General features: G+C 46.8%; 14 protein-coding genes. 7 read left to right on the forward strand and 7 right to left on the reverse strand.

What is annotated here, in order from left to right; all coding sequences use genetic code 11:
* The first annotated feature begins 504 nt into the window (after positions 1 to 504).
* Positions 505 to 1,557 (forward strand): Gfo/Idh/MocA family protein, encoded by a 1,053-nt coding sequence (locus tag QUB08_RS16570; RefSeq protein WP_006635844.1) that lies wholly within the window; start codon positions 505 to 507, stop codon positions 1,555 to 1,557.
* Between the two features lie 426 nt (positions 1,558 to 1,983).
* Here the strand turns inward: QUB08_RS16570 and QUB08_RS16575 are convergent, their stop codons facing one another.
* Together QUB08_RS16575 and QUB08_RS16580 are read right to left on the reverse strand one after the other, a co-directional pair.
* Positions 1,984 to 2,970, reverse strand: coding sequence for a GDSL-type esterase/lipase family protein (locus QUB08_RS16575; RefSeq protein ID WP_333225733.1), 987 nt, complete (start codon positions 2,968 to 2,970; stop codon positions 1,984 to 1,986).
* Between the two features lie 418 nt (positions 2,971 to 3,388).
* A complete protein-coding gene (locus QUB08_RS16580; RefSeq protein WP_333152092.1) occupies positions 3,389 to 4,630 on the reverse strand; it encodes a transposase in 1,242 nt (413 codons plus the stop codon).
* Positions 4,631 to 4,847: 217 nt separating this feature from the next.
* Here QUB08_RS16580 and btpA point away from each other — a divergent pair, with 217 nt between their 5' ends.
* From btpA to QUB08_RS16595, 3 genes are all read left to right on the forward strand, one after another.
* Positions 4,848 to 5,735, forward strand: coding sequence for a photosystem I biogenesis protein BtpA (gene btpA, locus QUB08_RS16585; protein WP_333225734.1), 888 nt, complete (start codon positions 4,848 to 4,850; stop codon positions 5,733 to 5,735).
* A 253-nt stretch (positions 5,736 to 5,988) separates the two neighbouring features.
* On the forward strand, positions 5,989 to 6,912 hold the full coding sequence (locus QUB08_RS16590; protein ID WP_333225735.1) for a vitamin K epoxide reductase family protein: 924 nt from the start codon (positions 5,989 to 5,991) through the stop codon (positions 6,910 to 6,912).
* A gap of 473 nt (positions 6,913 to 7,385) precedes the next feature.
* Complete coding sequence (locus tag QUB08_RS16595; RefSeq protein ID WP_333225736.1) at positions 7,386 to 9,521, forward strand: CHASE2 domain-containing protein; 2,136 nt, start codon at positions 7,386 to 7,388, stop codon at positions 9,519 to 9,521.
* Positions 9,522 to 10,524: 1,003 nt separating this feature from the next.
* On the opposite strand, the gene nadB is transcribed toward QUB08_RS16595, so the two are convergent.
* From nadB to QUB08_RS16615, 4 genes are all read right to left on the reverse strand, one after another.
* The gene (nadB, locus tag QUB08_RS16600; RefSeq protein WP_333225737.1) at positions 10,525 to 12,177 is read right to left on the reverse strand and encodes an L-aspartate oxidase; all 1,653 of its coding nucleotides are present in this window, start codon (positions 12,175 to 12,177) and stop codon (positions 10,525 to 10,527) included.
* Positions 12,178 to 12,491: 314 nt separating this feature from the next.
* The gene (gene psbU, locus QUB08_RS16605; RefSeq protein WP_333225738.1) at positions 12,492 to 12,926 is read right to left on the reverse strand and encodes a photosystem II complex extrinsic protein PsbU; all 435 of its coding nucleotides are present in this window, start codon (positions 12,924 to 12,926) and stop codon (positions 12,492 to 12,494) included.
* Between the two features lie 255 nt (positions 12,927 to 13,181).
* The gene (locus QUB08_RS16610; protein ID WP_333225739.1) at positions 13,182 to 14,168 is read right to left on the reverse strand and encodes an adenylate/guanylate cyclase domain-containing protein; all 987 of its coding nucleotides are present in this window, start codon (positions 14,166 to 14,168) and stop codon (positions 13,182 to 13,184) included.
* 88 nt (positions 14,169 to 14,256) lie between these two features.
* Entirely contained in the window at positions 14,257 to 14,487 is a 231-nt protein-coding gene (locus tag QUB08_RS16615; RefSeq protein WP_333225740.1) for a hypothetical protein, read from the reverse strand.
* A 195-nt stretch (positions 14,488 to 14,682) separates the two neighbouring features.
* Here QUB08_RS16615 and hisF point away from each other — a divergent pair, with 195 nt between their 5' ends.
* Together hisF and QUB08_RS16625 are read left to right on the forward strand one after the other, a co-directional pair.
* On the forward strand, positions 14,683 to 15,468 hold the full coding sequence (gene hisF / locus QUB08_RS16620) for an imidazole glycerol phosphate synthase subunit HisF (RefSeq protein WP_333225741.1): 786 nt from the start codon (positions 14,683 to 14,685) through the stop codon (positions 15,466 to 15,468).
* Positions 15,469 to 16,034: 566 nt separating this feature from the next.
* A complete protein-coding gene (locus tag QUB08_RS16625) occupies positions 16,035 to 16,376 on the forward strand; it encodes a low temperature-induced protein (RefSeq protein ID WP_333084133.1) in 342 nt (113 codons plus the stop codon).
* A 287-nt stretch (positions 16,377 to 16,663) separates the two neighbouring features.
* Here the strand turns inward: QUB08_RS16625 and QUB08_RS16630 are convergent, their stop codons facing one another.
* Positions 16,664 to 17,680, reverse strand: a complete 1,017-nt coding sequence (locus tag QUB08_RS16630; RefSeq protein ID WP_333225742.1) for a sulfate/molybdate ABC transporter ATP-binding protein — start codon at positions 17,678 to 17,680, stop codon at positions 16,664 to 16,666.
* Between the two features lie 482 nt (positions 17,681 to 18,162).
* Between QUB08_RS16630 and argC the strand changes: the two genes are divergently transcribed.
* Complete coding sequence (argC, locus tag QUB08_RS16635) at positions 18,163 to 19,221, forward strand: N-acetyl-gamma-glutamyl-phosphate reductase (protein ID WP_333225743.1); 1,059 nt, start codon at positions 18,163 to 18,165, stop codon at positions 19,219 to 19,221.
* Positions 19,222 to 19,252 lie beyond the last annotated feature (31 nt).

Below are 19,252 nucleotides of genomic sequence, written 5' to 3' on the forward strand. Positions count from 1 at the left end.
TTTTATATTAAGCTTTACGTCAGTCTAGTTTATTTGAGTGAGCAATCGCCCGTAATTATCCGCATTCTTAAAGTAAATTTTTTTGAAGTCAAAGATTGCCGAATGTAAATAACCGAAGTAATACGGATGCGTCCTCTGTTGTATTTGTATAATTTATGGCTTTAACTATTACTTTTGAACAGAAACCAGAAAAATGTTTGATCGTAATCGCCAAATATTCCGACAGGTTTGTGTTGTTGCGATGCTGCGGACGATCGTCCCGGTGCTTATACATACTTAATAAATTTTGTCAATACGCAGTTTCCAGAAACTTTACGCCAGTATTCTGCCCTTGTGTATAAGTAGCTTCTGCTTAATTGCCCGATGGGATAATCGCAACTGAACTTAGAAATTCTTCACAAATAGTTTGACTGTGGTACTATCTGGATGGCTGTGAGTAGCTGAGGGAAGCCAAGGGGCTTGATTCCTGTGGTGGTGGAGGAGAATCCAGGAGTGCTAGATAGGATGTCATTGGGATACGCAAACGTTTTCGCCCAGCGAAGTCAACCTGAACCCCTCCGCATTGGGGTGATTGGGGTTGGCAATATGGGCCAGCACCACACGCGAGTTCTGAGCTTGCTAAAAGATATCGAACTCGTCGGTGTTGCAGATATAAATGTAGAGCGGGGAATAGATGTAGCAAGCAAATACCGGGTTCGCTTCTTTGAAGACTACCGAGATTTGCTCGCCCACGTAGATGCAGTTTGCGTCGCCGTTCCAACTCGCCTGCATCACCCTGTGGGGATGTCTTGTCTCCAAGCGGGTGTTCACGTTTTAATTGAAAAGCCGATCGCGGCCAGCATTGCCGAAGCCGAATCTTTGGTCAACGCGGCTGCTGAGGCCCACCGGATTTTACAAGTGGGTCACATCGAGCGCTTCAATCCAGCTTTTCAGGAACTCGGCAAAGTGCTGAAAACTGAAGAGTTACTGGCATTGGAAGCTCACCGGATGAGTCCCTATTCCCAGCGGGCTAACGACGTATCGGTAGTTTTGGATTTAATGATCCACGACATCGACTTGCTTTTGGAATTGGCAGATTCCCAAGTGGTGAAGCTGACGGCTAGCGGCAGCAGGGCATCAGATTCAGGTTATTTAGACTACGTGACAGCGACGTTGAACTTTGCTAACGGCATTGTCGCCACCCTTACTGCCAGTAAGGTGACACACCGCAAACTCCGTTCAATCGTGGCTCACTGCAAAAATTCTCTGACAGAGGCAGATTTTCTCAACAACGAAATTTTGATACACCGGCAAACAACCGCCAATTACGTGACGGATTACGGTCAGGTGCTTTACCGTCAAGATGGGTTGATCGAGAAAGTTTACACCAGCAATATTGAACCGCTCCACGCAGAATTGGAGCATTTTATTAATTGCGTGCGGGGTGGAAATCAGCCTTCTGTGGGAGGAGAACAAGCTCTCAAAGCTCTGCGGCTTGCGAGTTTGATCGAGCAAATGGCTCTCGACGGTCAAGCTTGGTATCCGAAAGAGCTAGAGTCTACTTTGCAAGTTAGCTAAATCGAGACAAATCTTGTCGTTTCCGGGTGCTTTTACAGTTTGGGTTTGTTGTTCGTTGAAGACGGTAACTGTTCCCATGCAACCGGATTCGATCTCAGTCGATTTGAGATTGGACAATTCGGGATGAGAAGTTCGGCGAGCGCGCGCGTCGAGTTGCGCTCAGTCGAACGATTTTAGACTTTAGATTGACAATCAAGCATCCAGGATACAAGCCCCCGGATTCATCCGTCCAGAAATAAAAAACCTGTATCCGATGAAACTTGCCGAACGTATTTATCCGTGCGGTCAAGGCTTTAATCTAAAATCTAAAATCTAAAATCTAAAATCGATTGACTCTGCAGATGAATCTGGGGGCTTGAACTAAGGTTTAAACTTTTTTGCTCTCGACAACAGAAGTCGTGGGCAAGTATCCCTCTTTAGCTGAAGTCACGATTTATGCCAAAAAAGAGCGACTATTTGACGAAGGATGGTTTTGCTAACTAGCTGATTTCCTTGAGGACTCAGGTGAATGCTGTCTCGATACAAAGTTGGAAATTCGGCCGCACAATTGAAAATGGGAAGAAAATCTATGTAAGTAATTTTCTCTGTTTCTACGAGTTCGGCGAGACGCGCTCTAGCTTTGACTTCCCAGTCGCGAGGGCCCGGGCCGCCGAGTTCGCCCCGCTTGGGCGTGACGGCTAGCAAAAACTCGATGTTGGCGGATACAGCTATTTTCTGGATTTGGCGAATAGCTTCTAAGTTGCAGCCTACTACATCGCCACTTGTGGCTCCGGGTGCTGCCAATTGGCGAGTCGGCACAGCAGGTAGCAGGTAGCGGCTCAATAACTCTAGCGTAGCCGATCGGGGTTTGTGATCCGGGTAAGATCGATCGCGCCCCACAACCAGATCACAAGGAGCCGATGCAAACAAATCGTCCGTATTGAGCAGCAAAACCACAGCCTTTGCCCCAAAAACACCGAACCGCTTGGCGTAAGCAAGTTGATTCCTCGGCCCCCAAGAATTGGCTGAGGCGTTGAGAACTTCAAAATTTGAATAGTTGACTTGTGAACCTAATTGTGCAGGGAGCGCCAGATTCTGTACTAGCAGTCTCAAATTCCGAGCCATAATTTCCGAGATCGTATCTGTCTGATGTGTCCACCAACCGCCGTTGGCGACAGAATCTCCCAACAGCAAGACGCGCAGAGTTTCTGGAGGGGGTACCGGGGCGATCGCTCCGCTACGCATCGAATACTCGTTAATCTCAATCCGGTTGCCCAAGCGACGCACCTTCTGGTTGGGCGCCAACAAATAGCCACACTCGGCATCGGCAATGTAAATCAAGGGATTACCAAAACCCAGCAGCACCCGCAGCAGCACTTCGATTGCTGCCCCCACTCCTGCGGTGACAGCCAAAATTATGAGAACAACTTCCACCACTTAACCTCGATAGAGAAGGAAAAACCCCTGCCGACACCAAGGTATAAAAAAGAATGCAACTGCAGTCAAGCTTTCAACCCCGATTGTAGTGAGTCGATTAAAGATTAAAGATTAAAGATTAAAGCATTGACTCCACAGATGAATCTGGGACAGATCCGTGATGTCTAAAATTTTTTGCTGTCGGCGACTTTTGTCTTCTAGCTGTTTATCCGTCTTTGAGTCAGGTAAGTAGTAGGTGGCAATTGCAAAATCTAAAATCTAAAATCTAAAATCTAAAATGGCATGGCTTCGGGCTTTTACCGACCTGACCGCGCGATCAAGTCATCCGAATCGCCCCCGTGGATTTGACGTACTCCCCGGCAGACCAGCGCGGGGATTCTTAAAGGCTGCTTGAGGGTGGGCCGGGGCCACACCCTCAAGCTTTCTTCTTCTTGCTTCCGCGACTCTTAACTAGACCGTTGCCAGTCCCCGTCAGACCGTCTCCACAAGCATTTTCTTTAATGTCCAAGAAGCGTCCCTCCTCAGACAATCCGCGATTGCGGATAACTTGAGCTGCTGCTACGTCTCTATGCGTCGTGTAACCACACTCAGGGCATTGGTGGAGTCTTTCTTTAAGCTCCTTTTTACCTGTGTGCGTATCGCATTGAGGGCATACCTGCGAGGTGTAATCTTTATTCACCTTGCCAAAATATACGCCTCGTTTCCAGCAAACCCATTGCAGTATTGACACGAATTGGGCAAACCCAGCATCTAGCGTATGCTTGCAAAACATCCCTTTAGCCCAAACCCTGAAATCGATATCTTCGACGAATACCATTCCGGCCTGGTCACAAATATGATTAGCTTGCTTAAAATGCCAATCTTTGCGGGTGTCGGCAATATGCTGATGATGTCTAGCTATCTTTCTGTTTAGCTTGTGGCGGTTGTTAGACCCTTTTTTCTTGTTCTTTAACCGACGTTGCAGCAATTTCAGCTTGCGATGTTTGGTCTTCAAAAACTTGGGACGTTTAACTACTTCACCATCAGATGTTGCCAAGAATTGATCCAAACCAAGATCGAGCCCTATTGGATTTCCCGATGCTACAGGGTCGGGCACGTTAACATCACACCTCAGTGACATCACGACAAAATACCCTGAAGCCTTGCGAACTATCCGAGCTTGCTTGATTACAAATCCGTCTGGTATCTCCCTAGACTTAATGAACTCCACTTGACCCAGTTGGGGAAGCTTAATCGAATTCCCTTGGATGCAATTTTTAAGCATTTGGGGGAATACAAACGACCTCATCCGATACTGGTTTTTAAACCTTGGGAAACCCATTCCTTTGCGCTGCATATCCACAAAAGCTGTCTCCAGTCGTCTTAAGATTTGTTGGAGTACTTGAGCGTTCACAGTTTTTAGCTCTGGGATTTGCTCTTTTGCTTCTGTCAATGATTTGCTTTGCTGGAAATAATTTGGGTAAGCTGCATCAAGCGGAATGATGTATTCCTTAGAAATCGAGCAAGCATTGACCGCACATTTACGAGAGTTGATCCAGTCCTTGCGTTCCCGCAAAGCGTAGTTCCAAACCTTGCGACAAACCGTTAGAACCCTCTCAATTTCTTGAGCTTGCTCTGCGGTTGGCTTCAATTTGTACTCGTAACTAAGGTTTAACATTGCTCGTTTTCCCTGGATCTACAAAATAGAGTAGCATTTTGTAGAGTCAACGACAAGCAAAGCAATGTAAGGTAACTTGCAGGCTAAAGCCTGCCTCTAGCTTTCATCCCCGGTCTAAAGACACGGGGTTCTCAGCATATTTGCTATAGAATTCTAGAATATACCGTGACTCATCCGCCGTCAGCAGTCAGTGAACTTGGTGGTTTCAGGAAAATCCGTGGACTTAAAACAAATATTCAAAACGCCGAATCCCATAATCGGTGTCGTACATTTACAGCCTTTGCCAACTTCTCCCCGCTGGGGCGGAAACCTCAAAGCTATTATCGGAAGAGCCGAGCAAGAGGCTACAGCGCTGGCTTCTGGTGGCGCAAACGGTATCATTGTCGAGAACTTTTTCGACGCTCCTTTTGCCAAAGACAGCGTAGATCCGGCTGTGGTAAGTGCCATGACTCTGGTAGTTGAGAGGCTAACAAATCTCGTGACGCTGCCGATCGGCGTTAATGTGCTGCGAAACGACGCCCACAGCGCGATCGCCATCGCCTCCTGCACAGGAGCTCAATTCATCCGCGTCAACGTCCTCAACGGCATCATGGCTACAGACCAAGGCTTAATTGAAGGCCAAGCTCACCAGCTACTGCGCTACCGCCGGGAATTGGGCAGCGATGTCAAAATATTAGCAGACGTGTTAGTCAAGCACGGGCGACCCCTAGGCAGCCCCAACTTGACCACAGCCGTCCAAGAGACGATCGGGCGAGCTTTAGCCGACGCCGTAATCCTTTCCGGCTGGACAACTGGTAGCCCTCCCAATCTCGAAGACTTAGAACTCGCGAGTGCAGCAGCAGCGGGAATTCCAGTTTTCATCGGCAGCGGCGCCTCGTGGGAAAACATTTCCACCCTTATGCAGGCCGCTGACGGCGTAATCGTATCGAGTTCCCTGAAACGAAACGGCCGCATCGAGCAGCCCATCGATCCGATCCGCGTCAGTCAGTTTGTAGAAGCTGCCCGCCGCAGTTTGTCACAGAAAGAGCGCGAACAGGAAAATAGAGATGCTAATGGCTCAAGAGGGCAAACACCGGAACCGGGCAAAGTCACAAGTAAAACGTAAAATGGGAATTGTTGACTGTTGGCAGTAGTCAGTTGGCAGTTGGCAGTTGGCAGTTGGCAGTTGGCAGTTGGCAGTTGGCAGTTGGCAGTTGGCAGTTGGCAGTTGGCAGTAGTCATTAGTTAACAGTCATTAGTTAACAATCATTAGTTAACAGTCAACAGTCAACAGTCAACAGTTAACAGTTAACAGTTAACAGTTAACAGTCAACAGTCAACAGTCAACAATTCCCAATTCCCAATTACCAAATCAAAAAATGATTCGCCGACGTTCAACCCCTTGGATTCATCGCTGGTCGAGAACTGTGATGGCAGCGATCGCAGCCATAGGCGTCGTAGAAACGGCCTATCTCACGATCGCTAAATTCACGACTGGCTCGGTCATTTGTCCCACCAGCGGCTGTGACAAAGTTCTCAACAGTCCCTACGCTACAGTCTTTGGCACAGTGCCTTTAAGCTTGTTAGGCTGTCTGGCTTACCTGAGCATAGCAATCCTGGCATTGGCTCCCAAAGCCGTCAATCCCGCCACCAATAAAGGACTGCACTCTCAACTAGAAAACAAAACTTGGCAAGCGCTATTTATCATCACCGCTGCGATGGTAATTTTGAGCAGCTATCTGATGTATTTGATGGCTTTTGAAATTCAGGATCTGTGCATTTACTGCATCACTTCCGCCCTATTTGCACTGTCGCTGTTTGTCCTGGTGCTAGTCGGGCGCGAGTGGGAAGATATCGGACAGTTGGTGTTTACAGGCATTTTAGTGGCAATGGTGAGTTCGATCGGTGCCTTGGGACTTTATAACAGCGTCAACTCACCTGCTCCTACTGTCTCTACCCCCGGAATTGTACCTCCTGCCGTCACTACAACCTCCGGCCCGGCACAAATTGCTTTGGCCCGCCACCTCCGACAAATCGGTGCTAAAGAGTACGGCGCTTACTGGTGTCCCCACTGCCACGACCAAAAACTGCTGTTCGGCAAAGAAGCAGCCAAAATAATTGATTATTTTGAATGCGATCCCAAGGGGCAAAATTCACGCGCTGAAATTTGCCAAGCTGCTGCTGCGAATGTTAAAGGTTTCCCGACTTGGGAGATTAATGGTCAGTTTTATTCGGGGACACAATCTTTGGATAAACTCGCTGATTTATCGGGTTACACCGGCCCGCGCAACTTTCAAAACTAACAGAAAAGTTGGAGATTATAGATGACAGATTTTAGATTGATGGGCAGGAAATAGCCTGGTTTTTAACTTAGTTTATCCTTTGCCAGTGCAGCGAAATCAATCTAAAAATTTGCATCTATAATCTATAAAGAAATAGTAAAAATTCGTGAGAAAGAAAAATTTTAAAACAAGTTGTGGGTTTCTAGTATTTAGATCGGTGAATAACTACTAAAGCTTTTACATAAAAATGCAAGAAACCGGGTTTCTGCTTCCAGAATGATTGTTGAAATGACATATTTTGGTTGCGAAACCCGGTTTCTGCTCTTGCTGCCCGATCGCACCCAAAAACCAAAAAATTGGATAATCTAAAATCTAAAATCGACTCGCCTGCACCCAAAAACCAAAAAATTGGATAATCTAAAATCTAAAATCTAAAATCTAAAATCCCCCCGATCGCCCCGGAGATGTAAAACCTATATGTAGTAGTAGTTTAGATGTTCAAAGGGCGAGGCAAAAATCCCCAAAATATGCTAAAAACTATCAAAAAATGGGTCGATCAAGAACGCCGAGTATTGATTACTGCGAGTGCCGTTGCTAGTACGGTAATTGTAATGCGCTGGTTAGGATTTTTTCAGGTGTGGGAATGGGCTGCTTTCGACCACTTTGTGCGCTGGCGGCCGGCCGAACCAATTGACTCGCGCATCGTCATTGTAGAAATTAAGGAAGCTGACTTGCAAAAATACGGCTACCCAATTTCGGATGCTGTCTTGGCTCAATTGCTGCAAAAATTGCACGCTGGCAAGCCGCGGGCGATCGGCCTCGACGTTTACCGAGATTTGCCAACTCAACCGGGTAACGCCGAATTGCTCCAAACTTTTAAAACTATTCCCAACTTAATCGGCATTGAGTTGATGCCAGACGAAACCAGGTTCGGAGTTCGGCCACCTCCGGTACTTGACAAGCTCGATCGAATCGGTTTCAACAACGTTGTTATCGACGCTGACTCAAAAGTCCGGCGAACTTTGCTCTACGCTTGGCCCGGAGACGGCAAAACTCATCAAAGTTTCGCACTCAGACTGGCTTTGCTTTACCTCAAAAGCGAAGGGATTTCCCCTCAACGAGCCAGAGTCAATCCTAAATACTTGCAGTTAGGCAAGGGGGTTTTTCGGCCTTTTCAACCGAATGATGGTGCTTACGTTCGATCAGACAGCCGTGGCTATCAAATTTTGACCAACCTGCGCGGCCCGCGAGGCAGTTTTCGTACTGCATCGATGGGCGATGTGCTTTCTGGCAAAGTACCTGCTGATTTTGTACGATCGCGCATTGTCTTGATCGGCTCCAATGCCCCCAGCCTCAAAGACTTTTACCAAAATTCTTACAGTTCCGGTTGGTTTGGTCCTCCCCAGCAAATACCGGGAGTCGAGCTTCAGGCTCATTTTTTGAGCCAAATTTTGAGTGCAGCTCTCGACGGGCGCGGGGGTATCAATGTCTGGCCAGAGGCTGCGGAGTTGATGTGGATTTTGCTGTGGTCTTGGGCGGGAGCAAATGTGAGTTGGAATTTGCGATCGCTGGGTCGATCGGCTTATTGTTTGTCAAGTATCTTTCTCGGTCTGAGTGCCAGTTTATACTTAGCCTTTTTAGCCGGTTGGTGGCTACCGTTAATTCCTCCAATCGTCAGTCTTGTGGGTTCTGGTGCTGCTGTTGTGGGTTATCTGGCTCACTTGCAAGAAGAATTAAAACGGTCTAAAGAATTTTTACAATCGCTAATCGATACAATTCCCGACCCCATTTTTGTCAAAGATCGAAATCACCGCTGCGTAGTTTTGAATCAGGCATATTGTCGGTTTATTGGCTATCCTTTAGAAATTTTAACTTGCCGAACCGATTACGATTTATTTCCCCAAGCCGAAGCCGAGATATTTTGGCAGCAAAACGAATTAGTATTTCAAACTCACCAGCCGCGAGAAAATGAAGAATATTTTACTGACGCTCACGGAATTACGCATCTGATTGCGACTAAAAGATCCCTGCATAAAGATGCTGCCGGCAACCTATTTTTAGTCGGAGCAATCAGAGATATTACCGAGCGCCAACTCCGCGCAAATGCCCTAGAACAAAAAAATGCTGAGCTCAGCCACCAAGCTTATCACGATGCTCTTACCGGTTTGCCCAACCGCCAGATGTTCTACGAATGCTTGCATCGGTCTCTAGAAATAGCCTCCAGCAATCAGGAATTGGTAGCTTTACTGTTTTTAGATTTAGATGGATTTAAATCAATCAACGACACTCTCGGACACAATGTGGGTGATTTACTCTTAAAAACAGTTGCCAGTCGGCTCAAAAAATGTTTACGCGGCAGCGATATTATTTCGCGGTTGGGCGGCGACGAGTTCACAGTCATTCTGCCCGCCATTCCCGGTCGCGAGGAAGCTGCCAAAGTAGCGGAAAAAATTTGCGACGCCATCATGCAGCCTTTTATTTTAGAAGAACATACAGTTTCTGTAACTACAAGTATTGGCATTAGTTTATATCCCATTGACGGTCACGAGCCAGAGATGTTAGTTAAGAATGCCGATGTTGCGATGTATCGTGCTAAGGAACGCGGAAAAAATCAATATCACTTTTATTAATTAAGAGCAGTTAAAAACATAATGCAACTTTCAGTTGACAGTTGACAGTTGACAGTTGACCTGGGATAGCGATCTCTACCTGGAAGTAAGAGGATTGGAGTAATGAATAGTCTTCTTTGAATTTCTCCCTAAAAGCGAGAGGCTTTAAACCAATTATTTCTCGTAAGTAAAGCTCTAAACCACTAGCTTTATAATTTATTCCTAATTCTTCAATTATTCAATTCTTTAATTTAAAATCTCAATACTTCGGACAAAATTTGAGCAAGTTTTAAACCTCAAACCCTAATTGAGTCGTAGGGCGATATTATTTTCAGGCGTCAGATGTGCCGCTAACTTTGAAAAATAGCTCTATCCTGAAACTGTAAGCCCTGTAAGCTTTTTGAAACCGTTCAAAAAAATAAATGTCCAATGTATTAAAGTCTGAACTCCTACTATTTAAAATGTATAATCTGTCATCTGTCATTAGATAGAGTTATAAAAATATAAAAGTTATTACAGGAACTTGCCGTCTCGTCTAAATGTTACAAAATATTAAAATAAATCACAACATGAAACCAAATTCAAATCGCCAAAAAGCCTTAATGTAAAAAAATTTATGTAAACTTACGAAAGTTAATTAAAGTAAATGTAAAGATATCAGTGTAAATACGGAAATTGATAGATATAATAGGTGGTACAGACGTGGATCTATTGCGGTGATTGGAATAAGGCGGTGAATACTATGCGTACTTTGATTCAGCTCACAACAACGGCAACCCTGGCTGCCTGCCTGCAAGTGAATGTAGTCGGCACTGCAAATGCGGCTCGACTTACGAGCAGCTCAACTAGCAATTTCACAAAAGCCCGTAGCGCGGGCAAGATCCGGACGCCATCGACCCCCAGAGTTGGGACAGTTACACCAACCTCTAGCTTGGCAAATCCCCAACAATACGAACCACCCCCTAACGGGAGCCCCGAAAGTGACGGTACGGGAACGCGCTGACCCCAAATTTTCAATAAATTTTCAATCTTCTATTCGCGGAGATTTGTACCAATTTGATTGGTTAATTAAAGTATGGCTGCACCAATCCGGATCGGTGAGGGGATAGTCCACCCGGTAGTGACCGCCGCGACTTTCAGTGCGAAACGCAGCACTTTTGACAATTAAATAGCCGATATCCAATAAATTCCCCACTTCTCCCCAATTTCGTAAAATTGAGCTATTCTCCGGCTCAGCAGGGGAAAAATCAATAATTTGTCCGGGCCGTAAATTATCAAGCGTTTGACTCAAAGGCAACGAAGCAAATTCTTGCCGCCAAATCTCAAGTTGGACGATCGCACTTTCCAAATCGCGTTGTCCTCGGCAAATTCCCGCACTCTGCCACACCAAATTCCGCAATTCGACCCGCAACCTTTCGATCGCCTCAATGTCCTGTTCAGAAATCGATTTTTCCCAGATTTCTCCCGCCTCGAACTCATCTGTGAGTGCCTTGGGCGTTCCACCTTCTAGCTGCAAAAGTCCCATCTGCGCCCCAAAAACCAGACATTCCAGCAGCGAATTGCTCGCCAACCGGTTAGCGCCGTGTACCCCCGTGCTCGCAGTTTCTCCCACCGCGTACAAACCCGGAATCGAAGTTTGGTTAAACTTGTCAGCGACAATTCCTCCCATCCAGTAATGCGCCGCAGGCGTCACCGGCACCGGTTCGGAAAAAATATCAATTCCCCAATCAGCGCACACTTGAATAATATTGGGAAACCTGTAGCGCAGTCGATCGACCGCAATTGGCCGCAAATCCAGCCAAACATGAGGTTCCCCCGTCTTCTGCAAGTGGCGGAAAATAGCGCGACTGACAACATCCCTAGGGGCGAGTTCCCCGCTTGGGTGAGAGTCAAAAGCAAAGCGATATCCCTTACTGTCAACCAAATGAGCTCCTTCTCCCCGCACCGCTTCGCTAATGAGAAACCGAGGCGCGCCCGCTGTGCTCAGCGCCGTCGGGTGAAACTGCACAAATTCTAAATCTCGCAGCAGCGCCCCGGCGCGCCACGCAATTGCCACCCCGTCCCCGGTACTTACCGACGGATTGGTCGTTTGAGCAAAAACCTGTCCGCCGCCGCCTGTCGCCAGCACTACGGCTTTGGCCTGCAGCCACTTGACTTGTGAGCCACAAATCGAGCTAATCCCCTGGCAGCGCCCGCTTTTGTCTAGCCACAGACTCAAAGCAAAGGCAGGGGATACGAGTTGAATGTTTTTGCGGCTTAATACTTTTGCTGTCAGCGTACTGATCACGGCTTTGCCCGTAGTGTCGGCGGCGTGGAGCACTCGGCGGCGGGAGTGGGCTGCTTCTAGGGTGAGGGCTAAATCTGGGCCGGTGCGATCGAATGCAACTCCCATTTTCACCAGGGAGTCAATGCAAGCACCAGCTTCCTCGACTAAAAATTTCACCGCCTCCAAATCGCAAAGACCCGCTCCTGCAGCCAGTGTATCCTGAACGTGCAGCGCTGCGGAATCTTCAGGGGCGATCGCTGCGGCAATCCCTCCTTGAGCCCAATCGCTGGCAGAAACAGGTAGGGTATTTTTATTGATCAAGCCCACGTGCAAATGCTCTGGCAGGCAGAGTGCTGTGTACAAACCCGCCGCGCCAGCACCTATTACCAATACGTCAAATTTGTCAGTCATAAGTCTGCCGCCAGTCAATTTTAGATTTTAGATTTTAGATTTGAGAATTGAGTCTACAGATGAATCTGGGGACTGGAACTAATGTCAGTCAAGGGATTTTAGATTTTAGATTTTAGATTTTAGATTTTAGATGAATCAGGGGAACCCGCTTATTTCAATCTAGCGAATTTGGGTCGGCTTTTGCCGAATGGTGATTGAAAGTAAGTCTTGAGAAATTAAAGGCAGAAGTCATCAGCCTATAGAAAAAAATCTTTTCTTTCTGCCGAATGCCTTCTGCCCAATGACTTCTGACTTCAAATGAGACCCGCTGCTACCTAGTCGTATAGACCATTATTCAACCGGTTGTCTCCTTCAATAAAGACTGATTCAACATCAGTTACGGTGAATTTGTCCATGTTAGCTTGCAGCACTTTTTTCTGAGCTTCCGTCAAGTCTGAAATATTGAGTACGTCCTCAACATTTTCGTAAGGAGCATTCTTAATAATTAGTCGAGCTAAAGTGGGATACAACCCTCGAAATTCCCGAAAGTCCCGGACGGCGCTGTTGTTCAAATCAAGTTTTTTGCCGTATTCTGTGGCAAGCTTCTCATCAGCGCGATTGGTTCTAGCCGGAGCTTCAACAGCTAGGAGCGAGGAGGATGGCAAGAGGATACGGCTTAATGACGCCGCGATCGCGCTTTGGTCTCCAGCCCATGCAAAGCAGCCCAGCACTAAGCCCAATACTGCCAATAGACGACCCAATCGTTTCATGAAGTTTTGTCTCCCAATTTCATACACAGCATTTATGTAGAGACTACCATTTTGCTTATGCAGTTTTTCAGATAAATCCGCAATAGGTAGAGGGCTGTTATAAACTTTCCATTGGGGTATTGACAACGCAGGTTATATATGATATATGCTGACTTTTAAGCATCGCAGGCAAGTTTATAAAAGGCACTCCAAATTAAAAACTCGGACTGCGATTTTAAGGGGTTAATTTTTGCCCCGCACCCACTTTTCTAGCTATCAAGAACTTTTTCCTTTTGTTTTGAGAAAAGCGTTCAAGTCAGCATAAGTACCGCCGTAAGTCACGGTGGGATGGTCGTAACCCTTTAAAGCAACGGTGTGCTGCTCGAAAGCGCTCTGGGCCCCCAATTGCGTCAGATATTTGTAGGTAGTTTCTCCCACAGCGATATCCTTGCCGAGTTGCTTGGTGCAAGATTCCAGGCGAAATGCTGCGTTTACAGTATCTCCCAAGGCAGTATAGTCCGATCGGTCGCTGCTGCCAGAATTTCCCACCATTGCATAACCGGTATTGATGCCGGCCCCGACTCGCAAAGGAAAAGGCAGGGGGTAACGGCTGCTGAGTTCGTCTGTTGCCTTGTGCAGTTCGCTCAAAGCTTGGCAAATCCGCATCATTTCCTCGCTGCTGACACCGCTGGTTTTGTGGAACCAGACTGCCATGATGGCATCGCCGATGTATTTGTCCACCCAACTGCCGTGTTCGCGAATGATCTGTCCTGCTTTGCGGAACCAATTGCCGATGACTTCCGAGAGGAGGGTTTCGTCTAGCTGCCTAGTCAAAACTGTAAAGTCTCGGATGTCCATTACCATGACGCTAATCAGGCTACGCACCGTCAAAGTCGCCGTAAAATCTTCAGAGTCTGTCTCGTGTATTGGATCGTGTCGGTGGCCGGCGGTTGGGTTGTAGAAGTCCAATTCGGTTTGACCGAAAATAATCCGATCGCCATTTCTGAGAGTGACAGGAATACTGACCCGCCGCCCGTTGACAAAGGAACCATTGCGGCTGCCCAAGTCGATCAGGTAGAACTCTCCTGTCTCCATTTGCTGTAACATCGCGTGATTACGGGAAATCCAGCGATCGGTCAGTACAAAATTATTGTCATCGCTCCGCCCTACTGTCCAGCAATTGCTGCCGGAGAGCGGCAAGTAGCGATTGCCGCTTTTCTCTGTACGAAGTACCAAATGTGGATTGGCTTGCAAAGTCACCACAGCCCTAAAAACGACATCAAGTCAACCGGTTTGAGGTTTTAAACTTTAAATTTTAACTTTACCGCGCGGCTTATGACTGAGATTGCTGCTAAAAAACCTCAAATCGGCCGTTCTCAAATCTAAAATTGTTTAGTCGATCGTCGATGCACCAAACCATACAGGATTGCCGAACCACAATTCGATCGCCAGCAAAGGTAGTTATGGTTCGATCATAAGCGAAATTGTCATATTTTTCACCCCACAGTTCTATCTGGGGAGTTAAATTTAGTGCTTTTTTGCTGAAAATATAACTATCTACCAATATTCTACCTAATGTCACGGCTCCCACTGCCCGCCAAATTTTATTTAGACTAACGGGGCATAAAAAAACTGAAAAATGGCTCTCCGGCTCCGATCGAGAATTGTTAAACACAAGGTATCTTTAAGATTTGTTGCTTAACTTCGGGTTTTTGAAGATATCAACAAAGCCTTTTCCTCGCTGCGGCGGTCAATAAGTTGGAAATACGAGAATTTTATGTTGTCGAAAAGAATTTTGCCTTGTTTGGATGTGAAAGCCGGTCGCGTGGTCAAAGGTGTCAATTTTGTCAACCTTCAGGATGCTGGCGATCCGGTAGAAATGGCTCAGGTTTACAACGATGCCGGTGCTGACGAGTTGGTGTTTCTGGACATTACGGCGACTCACGAAGACCGGAATATTATGATCGATGTGGTGTACCGCACGGCCGATCAAGTATTTATCCCTTTGACGGTGGGCGGCGGCATCCAATCCTTAGACACAATTAAAAGTTTGTTGAGGGCGGGCGCTGATAAGGTGAGTATTAATTCGGCGGCGGTGCGCGATCCGAGTTTAATTGACAAAGCTAGCGATCGATTTGGTAATCAGTGCATTGTAGTGGCGATCGACGCTCGCAAACGGCAAGACGCAGATCATCCTGGTTGGGACGTGTACGTGCGCGGAGGGCGAGAAAATACCGGAAAAGATGCGATCGCCTGGGCCAAGGAAGCCGAACAGCGCGGCGCCGGCGAAATTCTGGTGACAAGCATGGACTCGGACGGCACTCAAGCCGGTTACGATTTGGAATTAACTCGCAGCATTGCCGAAATGGTCGAAATTCCCGTCATTGCTTCCGGCGGCGCCGGCAACTGTCACCACATCTACGAAGCCGTGACACAGGGCAAAGCAGAAGCAGCCCTACTGGCTTCCCTGCTGCATTACGGGCAACTCAGTGTAGGAGAAATTAAAACTTATCTAGCAAAATTTCAAGTTCCCGTGCGACAGCAGCAGCCATTAGTTAAATAGGTAGGCGCTGTAAAAGACAATTATGTAAACGATTGTAAAGTATCCAAATGCCCTAAGCATGGCTAAGTTAGCCCTGTTTACATACTGTTACATAGCTGTGTTTAATCCCGCTTACCTACTTATTAGTCATTAGTCAGTCGATAGTCTGGCGCATCTCATATCTTGCAAAATTTTCAACAAACCGCTCTGCCGGTTCACTCAAGCGCCCTCTCACAATGCAAACAGGCTAAATAAACCCGCCCCCACCCCACGACAAAACCAGTTACTGACATTCATACCGCTATGTGAGGCGCATCCGAAGGCACTTATAGAGAATTTTTTTGATTCTACACAAGTGCCTTCTACATAAATGTCTTGGGGCGATCGACTCCTGTCAACTAGAAATATTCCCTGAGAAGGATTTCAAATCCCAGCTTTTTCAGCTAAATATTATATATTAGCTTAATTTGAAAGAGAGCAAAGGTTGCTTTTCTCAAACTTGAGTTAAAGATTGTGCAGAATTTGAGTGAGCTTCTGCCTGTTAACAATCTTAGCGATCAAAACTTCTAAAAACGGAGAAATTTTGTATGTCTTTTATCAGCTTTAACTTCCCTGCCAAGCGTTTAGTCCGCACTTTAATAGCTGTTTGTTTTTGTGCTTTGATGTTTGTTTCTAATGCTTTCCCGGCTTTTGCAGTTACTAGCAGCCCCACCAAAGGTGAAGACCAACTTTTAGGAATTGAAAAAGAATCTCAAGAAGCTGTACTGAAAAAACCAATGTCTTTGGAAGAAACTCAAGAAAAAGCCAGCAAAGGGCCTAACGAAGTTCAGGGAGACGCTGACATTGAAAAAATGAAAAATCCTTCCAATACACAAGCTACATCCTTTGAGCAACAAGTCAAAAAAGCTGTCAGCAAAATTAAAGACTAACTCAGCGCGCAGTAGTCAGCGGACAGTTGTCAGTATAAAAGATTAGGGACACGGCGCGGTGCCGTGTCCCTAGATTTTTTTTTGTAGAGACACCGCACCGCGCCACATCCTTGGAAAGGCAGTATCCAATCTAAATTTAGCTTGAGTTTTCAGAATCGATCTTAGGAATGAGAATTAAATAACTTCCACAAGTCTGTGGGATGGGCGTCCCGCCCGTCCTTTTTGGACGGGCGGGACGCCCATCCTACAATAACAATTAAAATTGTAAGTTATTTAATTCGCGATCCTTAGATGGAATAAAAAAGTGGAAAGGACTTGGCATCTTTCGGCTTTACGAAGACTCTTTGCTGGGGCTGCAAGTTCAAGCTATCGAATCTTTCTCTAGTCAAATTAGCGTTTACTACTTGACCGTCATCTAAGGTTAATTCTACCTGAATTTCCCATCCCAAATGAATCAAGCGACTGATTCTTGCAGGCACTGTTGCACTATTTTCTGTAGTTTCAATTACTACGTCGTGAGGGCGCAAGAAAATCTCTGGGTTGGCTGAGTCAAAGCCGTTGTCTTGAAACATTCTTGAACTGCTGGGCAATACATTGACGGGGCCGATAAAACTCATTACGAAGGCACTAGCGGGATGGTCGTAAATTTCTGCGGGTGTGCCGACTTGTTCGATTTTACCTTTATTCATTACTGTAATTCGATCGGCAACTTCCATCGCTTCTTCTTGATCGTGCGTCACAAAGACTGTGGTAACGTGAACTTCGTCGTGCAGTCGCCGCAACCAAGCACGCAAGTCTTTGCGAACTTTGGCATCGAGAGCTCCAAAAGGTTCGTCTAGCAGTAACACTTTCGGTTCCACAGCCAGGGCTCTGGCGAGGGCCACCCGCTGCCGCTGGCCTCCTGAAAGTTGCGACGGGTATCTATCGCCCAATCCTGCCAATTGCACTAAATTCAACAATTCTTCTACCCGCGATTTGACTTTCGCGGGCGGTGTTTTCTGAATTTCCATCCCGAAAGCGATGTTTTTTCGCACTGTCATGTGCTTGAATAGCGCGTAGTGCTGAAACACGAACCCTATTTTGCGGTCTTGGACGCTAGTATTTGTGGCATCTTGCCCTGTCAGCCAGATTTTGCCGGAGTCGGGCATTTCTAAACCGGCAATCAGTCGCAGCAGGGTGGATTTGCCGGAACCAGACGGGCCCAGCAATGCGACTAGGGAACCGGATTCGATTTCTAAGCTGACTCGATCGAGTGCTTGGAAACTGCCAAACTGTTTTGATACGTTTTCTACAACTATGCCCATAGGTAGGAAGAAGGAAGAGGTTCGAGGGAAGACGTTCGAGGGAAGACCTTCGAGGTTCGAGGCAGGATACAGGAAGCAAGAGACAAGAGGCAAGAGGGAAAAATGTTAATCTCCGGTTTGTGGATGGGTTAAGGTAAGTTTTTTTATAGCACGATCGCACATCAGTTTGTTAATTTTAGGATTTTGGCGATCGGTCAGTCGATTTTAGATTTTAGATTTTAGATTTTAGATTGGAAGAATTTTAGATTTACTCTACAGATGAATCAGGGCTCTTCCACAGGAGTCTAAAATTTGGGGCGGCGAACTTGGGTCCTGCGGGGGCTGACCTCCGTTTTTGGGCGGGTCAAATACCGGAAAATTAACAAAAATGCACTTCCAAAACAAAACAACACAATTCTTTGCCACCAAAGTTGACGTTTGGTACTACAATGCAGCAAAAGTTCAAGCGTTTTTGACTTCAACGGCTGAGGGGATAAAGGAAAATGGGAGATGTTGGACGTGTGCCTGTAGGAATTATCGGCGCTTCAGGGTACGGCGGCGTGCAACTTGTGCGACTGCTGGCGGACCACCCGGCGGCTGAAGTAGTTTATTTGGGCGGGGATAGCAGTGCAGGAAAACCTTATTCCAGCCTTTACCCGCATCTGACTAACTGCATTGATTTGACAGTCCAGGCGATCGACCTAGACCAAATAGCGGCAAAATGCGAAGTTGTGTTTCTGTCGCTGCCGAACGGTTTAGCTTGCAAAATGGCACCGACGCTGATAGAAAAAGGCTGCAAAGTCTTGGATTTGTCGGCTGATTACAGATTTGAAAATCTGGAAACTTACAAAGCTTGGTACGGGGGCGAGCGATCGGACTCTGCTTTAGCTGCAACGGCTGTTTACGGTTTGCCAGAATTGTATCGCGATCGAATTAAAGACGCTCAGTTAGTAGGCTGTGCCGGCTGCTACGTCACTGCTAGTTTATTAGCCCTGGCACCTTTGCTCAAACAAGGTCTCATCGTGCCAGAAACAGCAATTATCGACGCCAAATCCGGTGCTTCGGGAGGGGGCCGCAAAGCCGAAGTTAATCTCTTGTTGGCTGAAGCAGAGGGTTCTCTGGGGGCTTACGGCGTTGGCCGCCACCGCCACACGCCAGAAATCGAGCAAATTTGCAGCGATTTAGCGGGACACGATATTAAAGTTCAGTTTACTCCCCACCTAATTCCGATGGTGCGGGGAATTCTGGCGACTGTGTACGCAACTTTGCGCGATCCGGGTTTGGTGCGGGAAGATTTAATCACAATTTTCAGCGCTTTTTACCGCAATTCTCCTTGGGTAAAAGTGTTACCTGCTGGAGTTTATCCGCAAACAAAATGGGCTTGCGGTACGAATCTGTGTTACATCGGTGTGGAAGTCGATCCGCGTACTGACAGGGTGATTGTGCTGTCGGCGATCGACAATTTAATTAAGGGACAAGCCGGCCAAGGCATCCAGTGCATGAACTTGATGATGGGTTGGGAAGAAACTTTGGGTTTGCCACAATTGGCTTTCTATCCTTAATTGAGGATCGGTAATATCCAGATTTAACTGG

The organism is Microcoleus sp. BR0-C5 (genome assembly GCF_036705045.1).
GTDB lineage: Bacteria > Cyanobacteriota > Cyanobacteriia > Cyanobacteriales > Microcoleaceae > Microcoleus.